The sequence below is a fragment of the Sinobacterium caligoides genome (assembly GCF_003752585.1).
Taxonomy (GTDB): domain Bacteria; phylum Pseudomonadota; class Gammaproteobacteria; order Pseudomonadales; family Sinobacteriaceae; genus Sinobacterium; species Sinobacterium caligoides.
The window spans coordinates 149,148-166,976 of sequence record NZ_RKHR01000007.1 but is presented as its reverse complement, the minus strand read 5'-3'; the positions used below and the strand labels follow the sequence as shown (position 1 = coordinate 166,976).

Sequence of the window (17,829 nt, the reverse complement as noted above, 5' to 3'; positions counted from 1 at the left end):
ACACTTTCGATAGGAGTTGGCGGTGCGCAAAGCGCCGCCGGTGATTTTATGGCAGAGATACATGCACTTAGTCCACGGCTAGCGAACCAAATTGCGGCAGGAGAGGTGGTTGAACGCCCTGCCTCTGTGATCAAGGAGTTGATTGAAAATAGTCTCGACGCGGGGGCAGATAAGATTGATGTAGAGGTCGATGCTGGCGGCATTAAACGCATGCGTGTCCGTGATAACGGTTGCGGTATTTCCGAGGAGGATTTACCTCTAGCGTTAGCGCGCCACGCTACAAGTAAGATTAATACTTTGGACGACCTCGAGGGTGTAGTAACTCTCGGTTTTCGTGGGGAGGCTCTAGCCTCTATTAGCTCTGTATCGCGGCTATCGCTTACCTCGAATAGCTCCGGTAGTGGGGCGGGTTGGTGTGCCTCGAGTAGTGGGCGAGAGATGGAGGTCGAATTAACGCCGGCTGCTCACCCCCTGGGCACAACTATCGAGGTCAAAGACCTGTTTTTCAATACACCGGCGAGAAGGAAGTTTCTCCGTACCGAGAAGACCGAGTTTGGTCATTTGGAGGAGGTCATTAAGCGTCAGGCGCTAGGCTGCTTTGATATTGGCTTTCAGTTGACGCATAACGGTCGAGTGATTCACGCCTTGAGGAAGGCGACTTCGCTGGCGGAGCGGGAGCGCCGTGTGGCCTCGATCTGTTCACCAGCCTTCATGGAAAACGCCGTCTACATTGATACGGAAGCCGTGGGTATGCGCCTGCACGGTTGGGTCGCGTTGCCTACTTTTTCGCGCAGTCAGGCCGATTTACAGTACTTCTTTGTTAACGGCAGGGTGATACGTGATCGCCTTGTCGCGCATGCGATCAAGCAAGCCTATCGCGATGTGTTGTATGGTGGTAGACACAGTGCCTTTGTGTTGTATTTAGAGGTTGACCCGAAAGTGGTCGATGTGAACGTTCATCCGACGAAACACGAAGTGCGCTTTCGTGATGGTCGTACGGTGCATAACTTTCTCTTTAGCAGTCTGCATAGGGCGCTTGCTGATGTGGGGCCGAAAGACCACCTGCACGCAGCTCAAGAACGTGAGCAACGTACCGATGCAGAGGTGACGGCTCGCGAAGCCACGTTGACGCCTGCCTCACGGGGGGTTTTTGCCGGCCAGGCGGTGATGGAGCTGCGAGAGCCTAGGCCGCAGTCGCCGAGCCAGGTTCGAGAGCAGGTGAATGGTTATAATCAACTGCATGGTAGCTCGCCGGGCTCGTTCGTGGCGCAATCTAACGCGGTAGACGAGAAGCAAGGTGTTGAGGTGGGCGGTGAAATACCGCCGCTGGGTTATGCATTGGCGCAGTTGAAAGGTATCTATATCTTGGCTGAAGGTGCTGACGGGCTTATCGTGGTCGATATGCATGCGGCACATGAGCGTATTACCTATGAGCGGATGAAGGTGTCTTGGTCGGGTGATGGTATTCGTTCGCAACCACTGCTGGTGCCGCTGGCGGTTTCTGTGAGTGTGAGTGAGGCGGAGTGTAGTGATCTGCATCAGCCGTTGTTGGCGAGCCTGGGGCTGGGTATTGAGCGTGTTAGTGATGAGTCGCTGGTGATTCGAGAGGTGCCGATTATGCTAGCGGCCGGCGATGTCGAGCAGTTGTTACGGGGGGTGTTGAGCGATTTAACGGAGTTTGGCAATAGTGATCGTATTGAGGCGCACATCAATGAGATACTATCGACAATGGCCTGTCATGGTTCGGTGCGAGCTAATAGGCGCTTGACGATTCCCGAAATGAACGCTTTGTTACGCGACATGGAGCAGACGGAGCGTAGCGGTCAGTGTAACCATGGTCGGCCGACGTGGAGCAGCATGAGTATGCAGGAGCTCGATAAATTATTTTTACGCGGCCGTTAGGTTGTTTCAGGGGGATGTGTGACAGCGAAAGATCTGCCGCCACCGGCGATTATGTTGATGGGGCCTACTGCCTCGGGTAAGACTGACTTGGCGATTGAGTTGCGTAAGCGGCTCCCCGTCGAAATTATTAGTGTTGATTCTGCGCTGGTCTATCGTGGCATGGATATTGGTACGGCTAAGCCTAACCAAGAGGAGTTGACACAGGCGCCACACCGACTGATTAGCTTTTTGGATCCGGCGGAGAGCTATTCGGCAGCAAAGTTTCGTACCGACGCCTTGAGTGAGGTTGCCGATATACAAGCGGCGGGCAGAATTCCCCTGCTGGTCGGAGGTACGATGATGTATTTTCGTGCCTTGCTCTTCGGTATTGCAGAACTGCCGCCAGCGGACCCGTCAATCAGGGCAGATCTTGAGCATCAGGCACGGCTACGTGGCTGGCCCTATATTCACCAGCAATTAGCTGAGGTCGACCCGCAAGCAGCAGCTAGGCTGCAGCCTAATGATGCGCAGCGTGTTGAACGTGCGTTAGAAGTTTATCGCGCTACCGGAAAGACCATGACGGCTTGGCTGGCAGAGCAGAAAAATAGCGGCAGCCAGAAGAGTGAGGGAGACTGCTACGCAGACGACTTGCCCTTTCGGCCGCTGCAGATGGCGATCGCACCGCAGCAGCGTTCGGTATTGCACGAAAGGATTGCGAGACGTTTTTATAAAATGTTGGAACTAGGGTTCAAGGACGAGGTCGAAAAGTTGTACCAGAGGGGCGACTTGCATGCGGACTTGCCTGCCATAAGAGCGGTGGGGTATCGGCAAATGTGGCAGCACCTCGAGGGAGAGCTTAGTGCCGATGAGGCTATCGAACGCGGCATTATTGCTACCCGACAGCTTGCCAAGCGACAGTTGACTTGGCTGCGTAGCTGGCAAAAGGTACACTGGCTGCATACCGACGAGGGCGGTAGGCATTTGTATCATCCTGATTTGGAACGTGGTGAAAGTGTGATAGAAGCGGCAATTTCATACTTGAAAAAATACCAAGTAGGTCAAATATAGGCTATACAAAAGCTAATAATACTTGCACCATGTTCGTCGATATAACGAATTCATAGTACAATGTTCTATTGGTAGTTGGCATGGGTTATGGCCGTACGCAGGGTAATCGGCGTCGATAGTGTTTTAACGATTGGCGCGTTAGCTGGATAGCTACTTTAATTTAGGTCTCACATCGGATCTTAGATCCTTTACTTATACATTTGGCTCGGTTTGAGCATTTAGGAGTGAAAATATGTCAAAGGGGCATACGCTACAAGACCCTTACTTGAATATCCTACGTAAGGAGCGCGTACCAGTTTCTATCTACTTAGTGAACGGTATTAAGCTACAGGGGCAGGTGGAGTCATTTGACCAGTTTGTTGTTCTGTTAAAGAACACAGTTAGCCAAATGGTTTATAAGCATGCAATTTCTACAGTGGTTCCGGCACGTCCAGTGCGCATCCCTATGCAGGTGCCACAGGGTGAAGAAGGCGAAGAATAATAACGAGGTAACTGTCGTTGTTTTTTGAGCGGCCGGAATATGGTGAGCTGGCAGTGCTGGTTCATATCGACTTTGCGCAAGATGCGCAGAGAGAAGATCCACGTGAGTTTGAAGAGCTTGTGCTCTCTGCTGGTGGAGACCCTGTCGCCTATGTGTTGGGGCAGCGTAAGCTGCCAACGCCGCGCTTTTTTGTTGGTACAGGGAAGCTAGAAGAAATTCGCCAGGCGGTACAGTTGCACGGTGCCGAGGTGGTGATCTTTAACCATCAGCTAAGCCCTTCCCAAGAGCGTAATATTGAGGCGGAGTTACAGTGCCGTGTACTAGATCGTACGGGGTTGATCCTTGATATATTTGCTCAACGCGCACGTACCCACGAAGGTAAGCTGCAGGTTGAGCTTGCTCAGTTACAGCACATGTCGACACGGCTCATTCGCGGCTGGACCCATCTTGAAAGACAGAAAGGGGGAATTGGTCTACGTGGGCCGGGTGAAACACAGCTGGAGAGCGATCGGCGGTTGTTGCGTGAGCGCATCAAATACATTAATGGTCGTTTGGCTAAGGTGCAAAAGCAGCGTCATCAGGGGCGGCGAGCTCGCTCCCGTGCCGATATTCCAACGGTCTCTCTCGTTGGTTATACCAATGCGGGTAAGTCGACCTTGTTTAACGCCATGACGAATGCCGAGATTTACGCGGCAGATCAGCTGTTTGCCACGTTGGATCCGACCATGCGGCGAATTGAGCTGCAGGGCGTCGGGGCGACTGTGCTGGCCGATACAGTTGGTTTTATTCGCCACTTGCCGCACCGCCTTGTCACCGCATTTAAGGCCACGTTAGAGGAGGCTGCTTCTGCAGAGCTTTTGTTGCACGTGGTTGATGCTGCGAGTGAGGAACGCTTGGCCAATATCGAGCAGGTGGAGAATGTGCTTGTGGAGATAGAGGCGGATTCGCTACCGCGACTAGAGATCTACAACAAGATAGATTTGATGCCAGGTATGGAGCCGCGTATCGATCGTGATGCCGCGGGAGTGCCGGAGAGGGTATGGTTATCGGCGCAAACAGGTGCCGGTTTGGATCTATTGCCCTTGGCGCTTTCTGAGCTATTGTCGGTTGATTTATTGCATCAGACCATATCTTTAGCGCCGGAATATGCCAGATTACGTGCTAAGCTGCATGAGTCCTCAGCTGTCTTGACGGAGGTTTACACTGACGATGGTAGTATCGATATCGAGGTGAGGATGCCTCGCTTCGAGTTGCTGAAGATGTTGAGTGTCGAAGGTATTGAACCTGCTAGTTTAGGTGTTACCATGCCGCGTGAAGAGTGGGAAGTTGACGAAAAAGGACTGTAGGGCTATTGGATGTGCGAACAGTGCTAATGCATAGCGCCCTCTCTCTGTTAGACTCTAAAAATAACGGGCTGATGCGTAAAGTGTAATCTATTGTTTTCGCAAAAGTCTTTACGATGTAATAACGCTAAGTTAGCTAAGTATTAATAACTGAATATGATGGAGGGTCATAATGGCCTGGAATGAACCTGGCGGTGGCAATCAGAAAGATCCTTGGGGCGGTGGCGATAAGAATGGTCCGCCTGATCTTGATGAGGCGATGCGCAAATTTCAAGAGCGTATTAGCAAGATGATGGGCGGTGGCGGCGGCTCCAAACAGGGCTCGGGCGGGGGTGCCAGTGGTATGGTTTTCGCCCTTGTTGCCCTTGTTGTGCTTGGTCTGTGGTTTGCTGCGGGCGTCTATAAGCTCGATGAGCAAGATCGGGCTGTGGTGCTGCGACTAGGTAAGTTCAGTGAGATTGTCGGCCCAGGCCTGCACTGGAATCCTGCGTTGATTGATCAGCGCCAGGTAGTGAATGTTACGCGCATTCGTTCATACGCGCATAGTGCCCTGATGTTGACAGAAGACGAGAACATCGTCGAAGTGAGTTTGTCGATACAATATAAGGCTTCGGACGCGAGGAAGTTTGCCCTCAACGTACGTGACCCTGAACGCAGTCTGGCACAGGCGACGGAGAGTGCTCTGCGTCATGTAGTAGGCTCTACCGAGATGCACCTAATTCTTACCGAGGGGCGTGAGCAGGTTGCTGTTGACGTTAAGGAGCGCTTGCAGCGCTACATCGATAATTACGATACGGGTATTGAAGTGACTACGGTCACTATCGCCAACACCCAGGCGCCGAAAGAGGTGCAGGCGGCGTTTGATGATGTGATCAAGGCGCGGGAAGATGAGGAGCGAGTTAAGAATGAGGCGCAGACCTACGCTAACGGCATCGTGCCTGAGGCGCGCGGTGACGCACAGCGTGTCATTGAAGAGGCAAACGGCTACAAGCAGCAGGTAGTGGCTCGCGCCGAAGGTGAGAGTCAGCGTTTTACCGCTCTGTTGACGGAGTATCAGCGTGCACCGGCGGTAACACGTGAGCGCCTATATATAGAAACCATGCAGGAGTTGATGAGTAAGAGCTCTAAGATCCTGATGGATGTGGAGAATGGCAATAACCTGCTGTATTTGCCGCTGGATAAAATCATTGATGGCAAGCCGGGGTCCGCAAAGGCGACGATGAGCGAGAGCAAGATGAAAGACCTCACCGAAACCTTGCGCCGTCAGGCACAGCTCGATAATGCACCGTCACGCCGCACCAGCAATAGGGAGAGACGTTAAATGAATAATAAATCGCCGTTAATTCTTGGGGTATTGGCGCTGCTATTGCTTGTCGTCTCCAATTCGCTTTATGTAGTAAAAGAGACTGAGCGGGCCGTTTTGCTTCGCTTTGGTGCTATATCTCAATCTGACGTGAAGCCTGGCTTGCATGTGAAGGTGCCGTTTGTAAACACAGTGCGTATTTTTGATGCGCGTTTACTGACGCTGGATTCTCCTTCGGAGCGTTATCTAACGCTGGAAAAAAAGGCTGTTATCGTAGACTCGTACACCAAGTGGCGCATTATCGATGTAGAGAAATTCTATACCTCGACAGGTGGAGACGAAATGCGGGCGCAGGATATATTGGGTCGACGTGTTAAAGATGGTTTGCGGGCGGAGTTTGGTCGACGCTCAATGCATGAGGTGGTTTCGGGGCAGCGCGATCAGCTGATGGAAGAGCTAACCGTTAAGCAGGATAAGGAGTTACGTAAGACGCTCGGTATCGAGGTAGTTGATATTCGTGTCAAGCAGATCGATCTGCCATCAGATGTTTCTGACTCTGTCTATGCACGAATGAATACCGAGCGCCAGCGAGAGGCTCGTGAGCACCGCTCAAAGGGTAAGGAGTTGGCTGAGGGGATTCGAGCAGCAGCGGAGCGTGAGAGCACGGTTATTGCTGCGAACGCCTTTCGTGACTCAGAGGTGACGCGGGGTGAAGGTGATGCTACTGCCGCTGCGATTTACGCGAAAGCTTACACCCAAGATCCTGAGTTCTATGCCTTTGTTCGGAGTTTAGAGGCTTATCGTAGCAGCTTTGCGAACAAGTCGGACGTGATGGTGGTCGAGCCATCGAGCGAGTTCTTTAAGTATCTCGGTGATAGCAAAGGCGGTAAATAACACTCATTTGTAAGTTGTTTTTGCTCGGCCTAGCTGCCGAGTGGAAATAATTTACAGCCGATGTCGAAATTGACGTTCTTTGAGCGATCGGTTCTGTGTTAGAATTCATCAACCGGGGATTCCCGGTTTTTTTATGCACGATTTTTGAGGCCTAAGTTATGTGGGTCGAGGTGTTAACGGCGCTCTCGCTGGTGTTGATACTAGAGGGGGTTATGCCCTTCTTGATGCCAGCACAGTGGCGAGTAACGCTACTGAGAATTGCGGCGCAGCGCGATACAACCGTGCGCTGGCTTGGTCTTTCTTTTATGTTGATCGGGGCGGTCTTGTTAACAATAGTGCGCGGCTAAGATGGCGAAAGTAGGTAGTAGGGGATGGAGATGACAGTAGTAGATAGATGGTTGTTGCCTGAGGGTGTGGAGGAGTTGTTGCCGGCACAAGCTCGGCAAGTGGAGGCTATCCGCCGTCAACTACTGGACCTGTACCGTGGCTGGGGGTATCAGCTGGTGATCCCGCCTCTTGTTGAGTTTACTGATGCCCTGTTAATTGGCATGGGGCGCGATATCGACGTCAATAGCGTAAAGGTGACCGATGAGCTCACCGGTCGTATGATGGCGATTCGTCCCGATATTACCGCGCAGGCGGCGCGAATTGACGCCCATAGCTTGTGTAGTGATGACGTTACGCGTCTCTGCTATGCGGGAAGCGTGCTGCATACGAAGCCGAAGTCGCTGATGGCCTCGCGATCGCCGATACAGGTCGGTGCAGAGCTGTATGGCGAGGCCAGTGTCGCCGCTGATATTGAGGTGGTATCGCTAATGGTTGAGACGCTCCATAGTCTCGGTATTGCAGATATTACTTTGGATTTTGGTCACGTTGCTATCTTCCGTACGCTCGCCGATCAGGCGGGGCTAAGCGAGGAAGAAGAGACTGAGTTGTTTGAGGTTCTGCAGCGTAAGGCGGCGGACGAGATAGCGAGTGTAATTAATCGCTGCATTGATGACGCGGTATTGGGGGAGCAGATGCTGGCCTTGTCGAAGCTGCAGGGAGATGTCTCTGTGCTGCATCGTGCGGCGAATTTATTCGCCGGTGCTGCCCCGGGAATCATCGAGGCTATCGATGAGTTGCAGCGTGTGGCGGAGAAAATTCAAGGTCGCTACCCTTCGTTAAACTTATACTTTGATTTGACGGAGTTGCGGGGCTACCACTACCACACTGGGCTGGTGTTTGGTGCTTATGCGCCAGGTTGTGGCTACGCTGTGGCAAACGGTGGTCGCTATGACGATATTGGCCGTGTTTTTGGCCGAGCCCGCCCGGCGACGGGCTTTACAACCGAATTAAAATCTCTGTTAAACTTGGCAACGTCTGTCGAGGTTGATGGCGATATTATCTTTGCACCTTATCGTGAGGATGCAGAGCAGTGGAAACAGGTGCAACAGCTACGCAGTCAAAATCAGATTGTTATTTGCGGTCTGCCTGAGCAGAACGTAAATGCTGAATGTACCCATATATTAGTTGATGATGACGGCCGTTGGTCCATAGAATCAATCGATTAGTGATGCATATTTAACTCAACGTTGAGATACGTACCCATGAGCAAAAACGTAGTCGTACTTGGCACCCAGTGGGGTGACGAGGGCAAAGGCAAGATAGTGGATCTGTTAACCGATAAGGCAGCGGCTGTCGCTCGCTTTCAAGGTGGTCATAACGCAGGTCATACGCTGGTTATCGATGGCAAGAAAACCGTATTACATCTTATTCCATCGGGCGTCCTACGCGAAAACGTCAAGTGTCTTATAGGTAATGGCGTGGTGGTTTCGCCAGAGGCATTGCTAAAGGAGATTGCAGGTCTTGAGGCCAGTAATGTACCAGTGCGTGAGCGCTTGCGTCTCAGCCCTGCTTGCCCACTGATACTGCCTTACCATGTTGCTCTCGATCAGGCGCGGGAAGCCGCTAAGTGTGCGCAGAAGAAAATCGGCACGACAGGCCGTGGTATTGGCCCAGCATATGAAGACAAAGTCGCCCGTCGTGGCCTGCGTCTAGGCGACATGCTATACCCTGAGCGTTTTGCTGAGAAGCTACGTGAGGTGCTCGAGTACCACAACTTTGCTCTTACTGAATACTACAAGGTAGAGGCTGTCGATTACGATAAGACGCTGGCTGATTGTATGGTGATGGCGGAGCAGCTTAACCCGATGATCGAAGATGTGACTCAGACATTGCACGACTTGCGAGAAGCAGGTGAAAACATCATGTTTGAAGGCGCTCAGGGGACGCTGCTGGATATCGATCACGGCACCTATCCTTTTGTTACCTCCTCAAATACCACGGCAGGTGGTGTTTCAAGTGGTAGCGGCATGGGGCCCTTGTATCTTGATTATGTTCTTGGCATCACTAAGGCATACACCACGCGTGTAGGTGGCGGGCCGTTTCCGACCGAATTGTTTGATGATGTAGGTGAGGGGGTGGGTGAGCGCGGGCACGAGTTCGGTGCAACCACCGGCCGTGAACGCCGTTGTGGTTGGTTTGATGCTATGTTGGTGCGCCACGCAGTACGTATTAACTCTATCAGCGGTATCTGCCTGACCAAGTTAGATGTGCTGGATGGTATGGAGACTATTAAGGTCTGTACGGGTTATCAAGATGCGTCCGGCAACAGCATTGGTCAGCCAACTGACGCCGAAGGATATGCCGCCCTGACGCCTATCTACGAAGAGCTGCCAGGGTGGTCAGAGTCAACTTTCGGGGCAAAAGAGATGTCTGCTCTGCCAGCTAACGCGATTGCTTATATTAAGCGCCTCGAGCAGCTTGTCGGTGCGCCCATCGATATCGTTTCTACTGGCCCGGACCGGGTTGAAACGATTGTATTGCGAGACCCCTACGAGGCCTAGCATACCCTCTAGACTCCCAAAGCCTCGCCAACTCAGGTTGTCGGGGCTTTTTTGTAGGTGCGGATAATTGGTGCGGCCCTGTAGTGCTTCGTATTGGTGGAGTGTGGGGACTGTGGGCTATAAAAGAGCAAAGGCTGGCGAGCATGTTTTAGTCTGACTCAATAATGCTGAACTAGTGCTAAACTTGTGAGACGTGCCGCTAGTGTTTGTCGAAATGAGGCGCTATAGATAGGGCGAGAAAGCAAGTAAGTAGGGCAAGTCTACAAATTAGGTAAACCCCCTATTGCGGTAATATGTTAATATACTTTACTATTTGATTTTTGGTATACATCAGGACGTAGAATGAGTGATTCTTAATACGGAGACGCTGATTCTGGTTATTAACCGTTTCTAAAATGAGATTTTTGATCATGGCATTACATAAATTAAAAACCGCTGCAGGTCTTGCTGTTGCGATGGCACTCGTTTCAGGTTGTTCATCAACTCAGACTGCTGATGATGCTGCCGCTGCAGAGCAAGCCGCTGCCGAGGCCGCAGCTCAAGCTGCTGCTGATGCTGCCGCTGCCGCTGCCGCTGCTCAAGCAGAGGCAGAAGCTGCGCTACAGAGTGTGTACCTGTTTGAATTTGATACCTCGACACTGAGTGCAGAAATGCGCGCAGGTCTGGATGCTCAAGCTGCATTCTTACGTGATAAGAGTGGCGTTGTTCGTCTTGAAGGTCATGCTGATGAGCGCGGCAGCCCAGAGTATAACCTAGCTCTCGGTGAGCGACGTGCACAGGCTGTGGCTAACTATCTGGCAATCCAGGGTGTGCCACGTGCACAGCTCGAAGTGATTAGCTATGGCGAAGAGAAGCCTGCAGTAGAAGGCTACGGTGATGCCGTTTGGAGCCAGAATCGTCGCGTTGAGTTAAAATACGTCGATTAATTAGTACTGAGAAAATATAAGAGAGCCAGATGAAAAACGGAATACCCGCGATCGTCCTGGCCCTAAGTGGGGGAGTGCTAATGCACTCCCCTATTGCTTTGGGGCAAATTAAAATAGACAACTTGTCTGCTGAGCGTGATGCTGCGAGTGTGGCAATAGCGCCTGCTTCTCCTAGTGCGATAGCAGAGCCTGCACCGAAAGCTGATAGCCAGGTAAGTAGTGGCGGCCTGTTTAATCAGGTGCAACAGCTGCAGCAAGAAGTGATGCAGTTGAGGGGGATTGTTGAAGAGCAGTCTCATACCATCACCCAGCTACAGCAGCAGCGCAAAGATGATTACTTAAGTATTGATCGTCGATTATCGGCGATGCAATCGGGAGCGCACTCTGGCGCTGCGTCAGAGCCCAGTGTGACACGCAATAGTAGAACTGAGGTCGCTAAGAGCCCACCTAAGGCGGGCGAAGAGAAAGCGTATAAGGCAGCTTATGAGTTAATCAAGCAGCAAAAAATTCCCGAAGCTACAGCGGCATTTGAGAGCTTCTTAAAGAGTTATCCTGCAGGACGCTATACGCCCAACGGCTACTATTGGCTGGCGGAGCTGTATCAGCTGAAGCCTGACTTGGAGCGTTCGAGACAGCTCTTTGAGCAGTTGTTGGCGCAGTACCCTAATGACCGTAAGGCCATTGATGCGATGTTCAAGCTGGGTAAGACCTATTATCTGCTGGGTGACAAGGCAAAGGCTAAGCAGATTCTCGAAGAGTTACCGGTGAAGTATAAAGGGGGCTCGGCCTCTACGTTGAAGATGGCGGCAGATTTTTTGCAGCAAAATTATTGATTTTGGCTTGAGGGTTAGCTCGGATATATTGTTTTTGCGCAAGATTCTTCTGTTTCTGCTGTGGCGGTAATAAAAATTATCAATTATCGCTTGTGTTTCTAAGAGCAGACGGTATTATCTGCGCCATTCCAACAGCGGGTCGTTAGCTCAGTTGGTAGAGCAGTTGGCTTTTAACCAATTGGTCACTGGTTCGAATCCAGTACGACCCACCATATTCCTAAAAAAGGAGCCTATCGAAAGATAGGCTCCTTTTTTTTGTCTCGTTATCAGGCTACTAGAAAGGGTGGTCCAGAGCTTTAAGATTAGTGCAGGGCTTTGTAGGCGACAAGATGCGAGGACTCGGTTTCTATCTCGGCACGATGATCCCAGTAAAACTCGAAGCATGGCTGGATGCCATTATCCATATTGATCAGCTTGATGGTGGAAATGCCGGCCATCTTGGCTATCTTGGCGGTTTTCTCTGTATCGTGTCTGCCATTGTTGCGCATCTTCTCGTCTTGCCCGAAGTTGAATAGCGAGGTCGCACGCAGCTGCAGGTTTTTGGCGATGGCGATTAAGTTATAGCTAACGGGGTCGTCTTCACGCTCGGGGCTGCGGTCGGCAAACTGATTGATTGATGTTTGCACGGCAAACTCGCTGAAAACACCTGAGCAATAGGAGGCTTTCTCGCGGTCGTTGAGTGATTGCAGTGGGGCGGATAGGGCGACGCCAGGCAGTATCACTAGCAGTGTAATTAGCGCGTTGGATATGTTCATCTCTCTAGACCAAAATTGCTGAGGCGTACACGTGGAGTATATTTTAGCCGTAACAGAGTTATCACTGTGGATATTACTTAAGTATGTCGTGTCTATACGCTAGTGCATCTTGTGACGAGAAGAGCTTAGCCCTTATTTGGAGGGCGGTTTGATGTAGGTAGAAAGTTTTTATTGGATTTGTCGAAAAAAAACTTGCCAAGGGTAGGGGTGCGGCGTAAAATCGCCGCCACTCAACTGAGCAACAGAATGTTTTGGTTCAATATCTAAACTATTCGTCTACGGGTCGTTAGCTCAGTTGGTAGAGCAGTTGGCTTTTAACCAATTGGTCACTGGTTCGAATCCAGTACGACCCACCATACTCGAAAGGGGAGCCATAATGGCTCCCCTTTTTCGTTTCTGAAGTTCTTGCTTTGATAGGGCGCCGATGCGAGCAATGAGCTTGGTCTTTTTGCCTGCCTGGCGGCTGTGATATAATACCGCAGTGATTAATCGGAAAATGTAGCTGTTATGCCTGTAATTGAACAACAAGATAGCCGTGCCTTAGTGCGTGAATATTTGTCCTCTAAGGATGAGGATGGACAAGATATTGAGCAAACTCTGGCCTTGCTTGAGCGTATCAAGTCACTGCTGAAAGAGAAAAATGCAGCTATCGTCGCGCATTACTACACCTCGCCCGTTATTCAGGCGTTGGCGGAGGAGAGTGGCGGCTGTGTTTCTGATTCGCTAGAGATGGCGCGGTTTGGTAAAAACCATCCAGCAGCGACCTTGATTGTAGCCGGTGTGAAATTCATGGGGGAGACGGCCAAGATTCTCTCGCCGGAGAAGCGCATATTAATGCCGACACTGGAGGCGACTTGCTCTCTCGATATTGGCTGCCCGATTGATGAGTTTAGTGCCTTCTGCGATCAGCACCCAGATCGGACTGTGGTGGTTTATGCCAATACCTCGGCTGCGGTTAAGGCGCGAGCAGACTGGGTTGTGACGTCAAGTATTGCGCTAGAGGTTGTCGATCACCTCGATAGTCTTGGCGAAAAAATACTCTGGGCACCAGATAAGCATTTGGGCGGTTATGTGCAGAAGCAGACGGGGGCCGACGTGTTGTGTTGGGATGGTTCCTGTATCGTGCATGAGGAGTTTAAGGCCCAGGGCATCCTGGACTTAAAGAAGGTCTATCCGGATGCGGCGGTGCTGGTCCATCCTGAGTCACCGGCCTCTGTGGTGGAAATTGCCGATATGGCAGGCTCGACCTCGCAGATTATTCGGGCAGCGAAAGATATGCCCAATAAGCGCTTCATTGTAGCGACTGACCAGGGTATTTTTTATAAGATGCAGCAGGGGGTGCCGGATAAAGAACTCATTATAGCGCCGACGGCGGGCAGCGGGGCAACTTGCCGCAGCTGTGCTAATTGCCCTTGGATGGGCATGAATGAGCTGCAGAATCTTGCTCAGTCATTGGAATTTGGCATCAATGAGATTCGTGTTGACGAGTCACTCAGACTCGCGGCGATGAAGCCGCTGCAGCGTATGCTGGACTTTAAGGCTTAGTCGCTCCTTTTGCGCTATCTTGGGCCCCGCCAATTGGTGGGGCCTTTTTGTTTCTGCGTAAGCCCTACAGAGAGGTGACGCTGAGTCGGTGACAAGAGCGTCTTGCTCGACCATAATTTTATCTATCTCAATGATAATAATTTAACAGAGGCAGGTAATTGCAATGGCGATAATGATTAAGCATGAGGTACCGGTGAAGGCTCCGGCTGAAGTAGTCTGGGGGGTGATTGCGGATATGCCTCGTTACGGCGAGTGGAACCCTTTTGTTGTGGCTTGTGAGTCGAGCCTGGTGGTGAGCGCCCCTATTCGCATGAAAGTTAGGGTGATGCCTTTTATGGCTCAGCCACAGACGGAAACGGTGTTGGAGCACATAGCAGGGGAGTCGCTTAGCTATGGTATTGCGATGCCCTTCGGCATGTTATCGAGCAATCGGCGTCATTTAGTCGTACCAAAGGAAGATGGTACGAGTTGTTATTATTCTACTTTTGAACTTAATGGTTGGTTCTCGCCGGTGGTTAAGCTGTTTGTTGGGCGGCAGTTGCAGCGAGGCTTCAGCGAGATGTCGGCGGCAATTGGTCGTAGGGCGTTGACACTGAGTACTTCGTAGAGGCATGTTGAAACACTGACGCGGCTTCGAGATGCTGTTAAACTGTTGACATAACAGTCAACATTTAAGGCCGGAACCTTGTCAAGCGTTAGAACTATAGCCTCAGTTAGTGTCTTGTCTACTGCGTGGTCGGCGAGCTTGCAGCTACATTTTGAGCACACCGCTGACAAAACAATCCTGCGTCGCAATCATCATGCTGGTCCGCTACGTGTGCAGCGCCCCTTTTACCCCGAGGGTGGGCGAGCGCACGTGTATATTTTGCATCCGCCTGGGGGAATGGTTAGTGGTGATGACTTGCAGGTTGATGTTACAGCAGCCACCTCTGCGCAAGTGTTATTAACGACGCCGGCTGCGGGCAAGGTTTATCGTGCACGACAAAACAATCAACGGCAGTCACAGCGGGTTCATATTGAACAGGCCGAATCAAGTTCGCTCGAGTGGTTACCCCAAGAGACAATTATCTTTAGCGGTGCGAAAGTCGATCTGAGCACGAGTATCGAGCTCGCGATGGGGGCCGATGTGCTGGGCTGGGATATTGTTTGTCTCGCACGGCCAAGCTGTAATGAAAGCTTTGAGGCAGGAGAGATTGTACTCGATTTGCGCATTGCCCGCTGTGGTCGGCCACTTCTTATAGAGAAGACACGGCTTACCGGTTCCTCTTCAATGCTAACCGCAAAGTGGGGGCTTAATCATGCCACAGTTCTTGGGACCTTTTACTGTACTGTCGAGTGCTCTGATAGCGATATTGAGCTTTGGCGACAACAGCTGTCTGACTTTACTTTTGTCGGGCAGTTAGCGCTTAGTTATCGTCGCGGCGTGTTGGTGGCGAGGTATTTGGGTGACTACGCTGAACCAGCACGAAAAATATTTGAACAGTTGTGGCGCTTGATTAGAGAGTTTCGGGGTGAGCACTTCTGCCGCCCACGAATTTGGAATACTTGAGATGAGGGTGTGGCGTGGAATTAAATCCGAGAGAGAAGGACAAGTTGCTGGTGTTTACCGCAGGGTTACTGGCTGAGCGACGTTTAGCGCGAGGTCTGAAGCTCAACTACCCGGAGGCGGTCGCCTTGATTAGCTGTGCGGTGATGGAAGGGGCTAGGGATGGTAAAAGTGTGGCGCAGATGATGAGTGAGGGGCGAGAAGTCTTGACGGCAGAGCAGGTTATGGATGGCGTCGCCGAGCTGATTCACGACGTACAGGTCGAGGCAACCTTCCCTGACGGCACTAAGCTCGTCACCGTCCACAACCCGATCGTATAGGAAATCGCATGAAACCAGGACAGATTGAGACCCGAGGGGCCGAGATTGAGCTCAATGTTGGTCGCCCGAGGGTGATAGTGGTGGTCGCCAATAATGCAGATCGCCCGATACAGATAGGTTCGCATTATCACTTTTTCGAAGCTAACCCGGCGCTACAATTTGATCGAGCGAAGACTCGGGGTTATCGGCTGAATATCATTGCCGGTACCGCAGTTCGCTTCGAGCCGGGACAGACTCGAGAAGTCGAGCTAGTAGCCCTCGCAGGGCGCCGTTGTGTCTACGGTTTTCTCGGCAAGGTTCAAGGTCCGCTAGAACGACAGGGAGAGCTATCATGACGACAATGGATCGTACGACTTATGCCGAGATGTTCGGCCCGACCCTGGGTGATCGTGTACGCCTCGCAGACACGGAGCTTTGGATCGAAGTGGAGAAAGACTTTACCCACTACGGTGAAGAGGTCAAATTTGGTGGTGGTAAGGTTATTCGCGATGGTCAGGGCCAGAGTCAGGCGAGTTGCTTGCAGACACCTGACACCGTTATCACCAATGTCGTCATTTTGGATCACTGGGGGGTAGTGAAAGCGGATCTCGCGATTAAAGAGGGACGAATTTGGCGCATAGGTAAGGCGGGTAATCCGGATACGCAGGACGGAGTTGATATCGAGATTGGCCCCGGCACCGAGATAATTGCCGGCGAGGGAAAGATTGTCACTGCTGGTGGCATCGACTCACATATTCACTTTATCTGTCCACAGCAGATCGAAGAGGCGTTGATGAGTGGTGTGACGACGATGCTTGGTGGTGGCACGGGGCCGGCGACAGGAACGAATGCGACTACTTGTACGCCGGGCCCTTGGCATATAGGAAAGATGCTGCAGTCTTTTGAGGGCTTACCGATGAATATCGGTTTGCTGGGCAAGGGCAACAGTAGCTTGCCGCTGGCACTAGAGGAGCAGCTAGAGGCGGGCGCCTGTGGCTTAAAATTACATGAAGACTGGGGCACCACACCGCAGTCGATCGACACCTGCTTAACCGTGGCGGAGGCCTACGATGTGCAGGTGGCTATTCATACTGATACGTTGAATGAGTCGGGTTTTGTCGAAGACACCATCGCTGCCTTTGCGGGGCGCACGATACATACCTATCACACCGAGGGTGCAGGAGGCGGGCATGCGCCAGATATCATCAAGGCGTGTGGCCTTAATAATGTGCTGCCCTCATCGACTAACCCCACCCGCCCCTATACGGTCAATACTATCGATGAGCATCTCGATATGCTGATGGTCTGTCATCACTTGGATCCGAATATTGCTGAAGATGTGGCCTTTGCCGATTCACGTATTCGCAAGGAGACGATTGCAGCGGAGGATATCCTGCACGACCTCGGTGCTTTCTCGATGATAAGCTCCGACTCTCAGGCCATGGGCCGAGTTGGTGAGGTTGTTACGCGAACTTGGCAGACGGCACACAAGATGAAGTTGCAGCGTGGTGCGTTACCAGAAGATAGCGATTGGAGTGATAACTTCAGGGCGCGTCGCTACGTCGCCAAATATACGATCAACCCAGCTATTGCGCACGGCATCAGCCACGAGGTGGGTTCCATTGAGGAAGGGAAATTGGCTGACTTGGTGTTGTGGAAGCCGGCTTTCTTCGGCGTTAAGCCCTCGTTGATTATTAAAGGGGGGATGATTGCTGCAGCGCCGATGGGTGATCCCAACGGCTCGATACCGACACCGCAGCCAGTGCATTATCGTAAGATGTTTGGGGCGCTGGGGCGAGCGGCCACGGCGACATCGGTGAACTTTGTCAGTCAGGCCGCGGTTGATGCGAAGTTGGATGAGAGTCTGTCGCTAAAGCGTCGTCTAGTGGCGGTGAAAAATTGTCGAAACATCGGCAAGCAAGATATGAAACTGAATGCCTATCAGCCTGTAATGAGTGTTGATTCGCAGACCTACGAGGTTCATGCCGACGGGGTGCTACTCGATTGTGAGCCGGCCTCAGAGTTACCGATGACGCAACTGTATTCGCTATTTTAATGACGATTTTA

General features: G+C 51.7%; 18 protein-coding genes and 2 tRNA genes. 19 read left to right on the top strand and 1 reads right to left on the bottom strand.

Going from position 1 to position 17,829, the window contains the following annotated elements; translation table 11 throughout:
• The first annotated feature begins 48 nt into the window (after positions 1 to 48).
• From mutL to EDC56_RS17150, 12 genes are all read left to right on the top strand, one after another.
• Positions 49 to 1,902 (top strand): DNA mismatch repair endonuclease MutL, encoded by a 1,854-nt coding sequence (gene mutL, locus EDC56_RS17205; RefSeq protein WP_123713811.1) that lies wholly within the window; start codon positions 49 to 51, stop codon positions 1,900 to 1,902.
• A gap of 57 nt (positions 1,903 to 1,959) precedes the next feature.
• Positions 1,960 to 2,949: a tRNA (adenosine(37)-N6)-dimethylallyltransferase MiaA gene (gene miaA, locus EDC56_RS17200; RefSeq protein WP_245980739.1), complete on the top strand. Its 990-nt coding sequence runs from the start codon at positions 1,960 to 1,962 to the stop codon at positions 2,947 to 2,949.
• Between the two features lie 232 nt (positions 2,950 to 3,181).
• Complete coding sequence (hfq, locus tag EDC56_RS17195) at positions 3,182 to 3,430, top strand: RNA chaperone Hfq (protein WP_123713810.1); 249 nt, start codon at positions 3,182 to 3,184, stop codon at positions 3,428 to 3,430.
• Positions 3,431 to 3,447: 17 nt separating this feature from the next.
• Positions 3,448 to 4,776, top strand: a complete 1,329-nt coding sequence (gene hflX, locus EDC56_RS17190) for a ribosome rescue GTPase HflX (protein ID WP_123713809.1) — start codon at positions 3,448 to 3,450, stop codon at positions 4,774 to 4,776.
• 169 nt (positions 4,777 to 4,945) lie between these two features.
• Complete coding sequence (gene hflK, locus EDC56_RS17185) at positions 4,946 to 6,094, top strand: FtsH protease activity modulator HflK (RefSeq protein ID WP_123713808.1); 1,149 nt, start codon at positions 4,946 to 4,948, stop codon at positions 6,092 to 6,094.
• Positions 6,095 to 6,970, top strand: coding sequence for a protease modulator HflC (hflC, locus tag EDC56_RS17180; RefSeq protein WP_123713807.1), 876 nt, complete (start codon positions 6,095 to 6,097; stop codon positions 6,968 to 6,970). It begins immediately after the preceding gene.
• 158 nt (positions 6,971 to 7,128) lie between these two features.
• Positions 7,129 to 7,317: a DUF2065 domain-containing protein gene (locus EDC56_RS17175; RefSeq protein ID WP_123713806.1), complete on the top strand. Its 189-nt coding sequence runs from the start codon at positions 7,129 to 7,131 to the stop codon at positions 7,315 to 7,317.
• Positions 7,318 to 7,347: 30 nt separating this feature from the next.
• Positions 7,348 to 8,523 carry an ATP phosphoribosyltransferase regulatory subunit gene (locus EDC56_RS17170; RefSeq protein ID WP_123713856.1) on the top strand — a complete coding sequence of 392 codons (1,176 nt, stop codon included), beginning with the start codon at positions 7,348 to 7,350 and terminating at the stop codon, positions 8,521 to 8,523.
• Positions 8,524 to 8,559: 36 nt separating this feature from the next.
• On the top strand, positions 8,560 to 9,858 hold the full coding sequence (locus tag EDC56_RS17165; protein ID WP_123713805.1) for an adenylosuccinate synthase: 1,299 nt from the start codon (positions 8,560 to 8,562) through the stop codon (positions 9,856 to 9,858).
• Positions 9,859 to 10,268: 410 nt separating this feature from the next.
• The gene (locus tag EDC56_RS17160; protein ID WP_123713804.1) at positions 10,269 to 10,784 is read left to right on the top strand and encodes an OmpA family protein; all 516 of its coding nucleotides are present in this window, start codon (positions 10,269 to 10,271) and stop codon (positions 10,782 to 10,784) included.
• A gap of 29 nt (positions 10,785 to 10,813) precedes the next feature.
• Positions 10,814 to 11,617 carry a YbgF trimerization domain-containing protein gene (locus tag EDC56_RS17155; RefSeq protein WP_123713803.1) on the top strand — a complete coding sequence of 268 codons (804 nt, stop codon included), beginning with the start codon at positions 10,814 to 10,816 and terminating at the stop codon, positions 11,615 to 11,617.
• Between the two features lie 136 nt (positions 11,618 to 11,753).
• Positions 11,754 to 11,829 (top strand) — tRNA-Lys (locus tag EDC56_RS17150).
• Between the two features lie 90 nt (positions 11,830 to 11,919).
• On the opposite strand, the gene EDC56_RS17145 is transcribed toward EDC56_RS17150, so the two are convergent.
• Positions 11,920 to 12,372, bottom strand: coding sequence for a hypothetical protein (locus EDC56_RS17145; protein ID WP_123713802.1), 453 nt, complete (start codon positions 12,370 to 12,372; stop codon positions 11,920 to 11,922).
• Between the two features lie 280 nt (positions 12,373 to 12,652).
• Here EDC56_RS17145 and EDC56_RS17140 point away from each other — a divergent pair.
• The 7 genes from EDC56_RS17140 to ureC all read left to right on the top strand — a co-directional run bounded on the left by EDC56_RS17140 (position 12,653) and on the right by ureC (position 17,818).
• Positions 12,653 to 12,728 (top strand) — tRNA-Lys (locus tag EDC56_RS17140).
• Between the two features lie 151 nt (positions 12,729 to 12,879).
• The gene (nadA, locus tag EDC56_RS17135; protein WP_123713801.1) at positions 12,880 to 13,917 is read left to right on the top strand and encodes a quinolinate synthase NadA; all 1,038 of its coding nucleotides are present in this window, start codon (positions 12,880 to 12,882) and stop codon (positions 13,915 to 13,917) included.
• A gap of 163 nt (positions 13,918 to 14,080) precedes the next feature.
• A complete protein-coding gene (locus tag EDC56_RS17130) occupies positions 14,081 to 14,524 on the top strand; it encodes an SRPBCC domain-containing protein (protein ID WP_123713800.1) in 444 nt (147 codons plus the stop codon).
• Between the two features lie 138 nt (positions 14,525 to 14,662).
• The gene (locus EDC56_RS17125; protein ID WP_148059443.1) at positions 14,663 to 15,466 is read left to right on the top strand and encodes an urease accessory protein UreD; all 804 of its coding nucleotides are present in this window, start codon (positions 14,663 to 14,665) and stop codon (positions 15,464 to 15,466) included.
• A gap of 14 nt (positions 15,467 to 15,480) precedes the next feature.
• Positions 15,481 to 15,783: an urease subunit gamma gene (locus tag EDC56_RS17120; protein WP_123713798.1), complete on the top strand. Its 303-nt coding sequence runs from the start codon at positions 15,481 to 15,483 to the stop codon at positions 15,781 to 15,783.
• An 8-nt stretch (positions 15,784 to 15,791) separates the two neighbouring features.
• On the top strand, positions 15,792 to 16,118 hold the full coding sequence (locus EDC56_RS17115; RefSeq protein WP_123713797.1) for an urease subunit beta: 327 nt from the start codon (positions 15,792 to 15,794) through the stop codon (positions 16,116 to 16,118).
• Positions 16,115 to 17,818 carry an urease subunit alpha gene (ureC, locus tag EDC56_RS17110; RefSeq protein WP_123713796.1) on the top strand — a complete coding sequence of 568 codons (1,704 nt, stop codon included), beginning with the start codon at positions 16,115 to 16,117 and terminating at the stop codon, positions 17,816 to 17,818. Before EDC56_RS17115 ends, ureC begins: the two co-directional genes overlap by 4 nt.
• Positions 17,819 to 17,829: the final 11 nt, after the last annotated feature.

Excerpts from the sequence above, each read along its gene's own strand:
- EDC56_RS17145 (WP_123713802.1), bottom strand. The coding sequence starts at position 12,372 with ATGAACATATCCAACGCGCTAATTACACTGCTAGTGATACTGCCTGGC.
- EDC56_RS17160 (WP_123713804.1), top strand. The coding sequence starts at position 10,269 with ATGGCATTACATAAATTAAAAACCGCTGCAGGTCTTGCTGTTGCGATG.
- EDC56_RS17170 (WP_123713856.1), top strand. The coding sequence starts at position 7,348 with ATGACAGTAGTAGATAGATGGTTGTTGCCTGAGGGTGTGGAGGAGTTG.
- hfq (WP_123713810.1), top strand. The coding sequence starts at position 3,182 with ATGTCAAAGGGGCATACGCTACAAGACCCTTACTTGAATATCCTACGT.
- EDC56_RS17130 (WP_123713800.1), top strand. The coding sequence starts at position 14,081 with ATGGCGATAATGATTAAGCATGAGGTACCGGTGAAGGCTCCGGCTGAA.
- ureC (WP_123713796.1), top strand. The coding sequence starts at position 16,115 with ATGACGACAATGGATCGTACGACTTATGCCGAGATGTTCGGCCCGACC.
- EDC56_RS17165 (WP_123713805.1), top strand. The coding sequence starts at position 8,560 with ATGAGCAAAAACGTAGTCGTACTTGGCACCCAGTGGGGTGACGAGGGC.
- EDC56_RS17175 (WP_123713806.1), top strand. The coding sequence starts at position 7,129 with ATGTGGGTCGAGGTGTTAACGGCGCTCTCGCTGGTGTTGATACTAGAG.
- hflC (WP_123713807.1), top strand. The coding sequence starts at position 6,095 with ATGAATAATAAATCGCCGTTAATTCTTGGGGTATTGGCGCTGCTATTG.
- hflK (WP_123713808.1), top strand. The coding sequence starts at position 4,946 with ATGGCCTGGAATGAACCTGGCGGTGGCAATCAGAAAGATCCTTGGGGC.
- EDC56_RS17155 (WP_123713803.1), top strand. The coding sequence starts at position 10,814 with ATGAAAAACGGAATACCCGCGATCGTCCTGGCCCTAAGTGGGGGAGTG.
- mutL (WP_123713811.1), top strand. The coding sequence starts at position 49 with ATGGCAGAGATACATGCACTTAGTCCACGGCTAGCGAACCAAATTGCG.
- nadA (WP_123713801.1), top strand. The coding sequence starts at position 12,880 with ATGCCTGTAATTGAACAACAAGATAGCCGTGCCTTAGTGCGTGAATAT.
- miaA (WP_245980739.1), top strand. The coding sequence starts at position 1,960 with ATGGGGCCTACTGCCTCGGGTAAGACTGACTTGGCGATTGAGTTGCGT.
- EDC56_RS17115 (WP_123713797.1), top strand. The coding sequence starts at position 15,792 with ATGAAACCAGGACAGATTGAGACCCGAGGGGCCGAGATTGAGCTCAAT.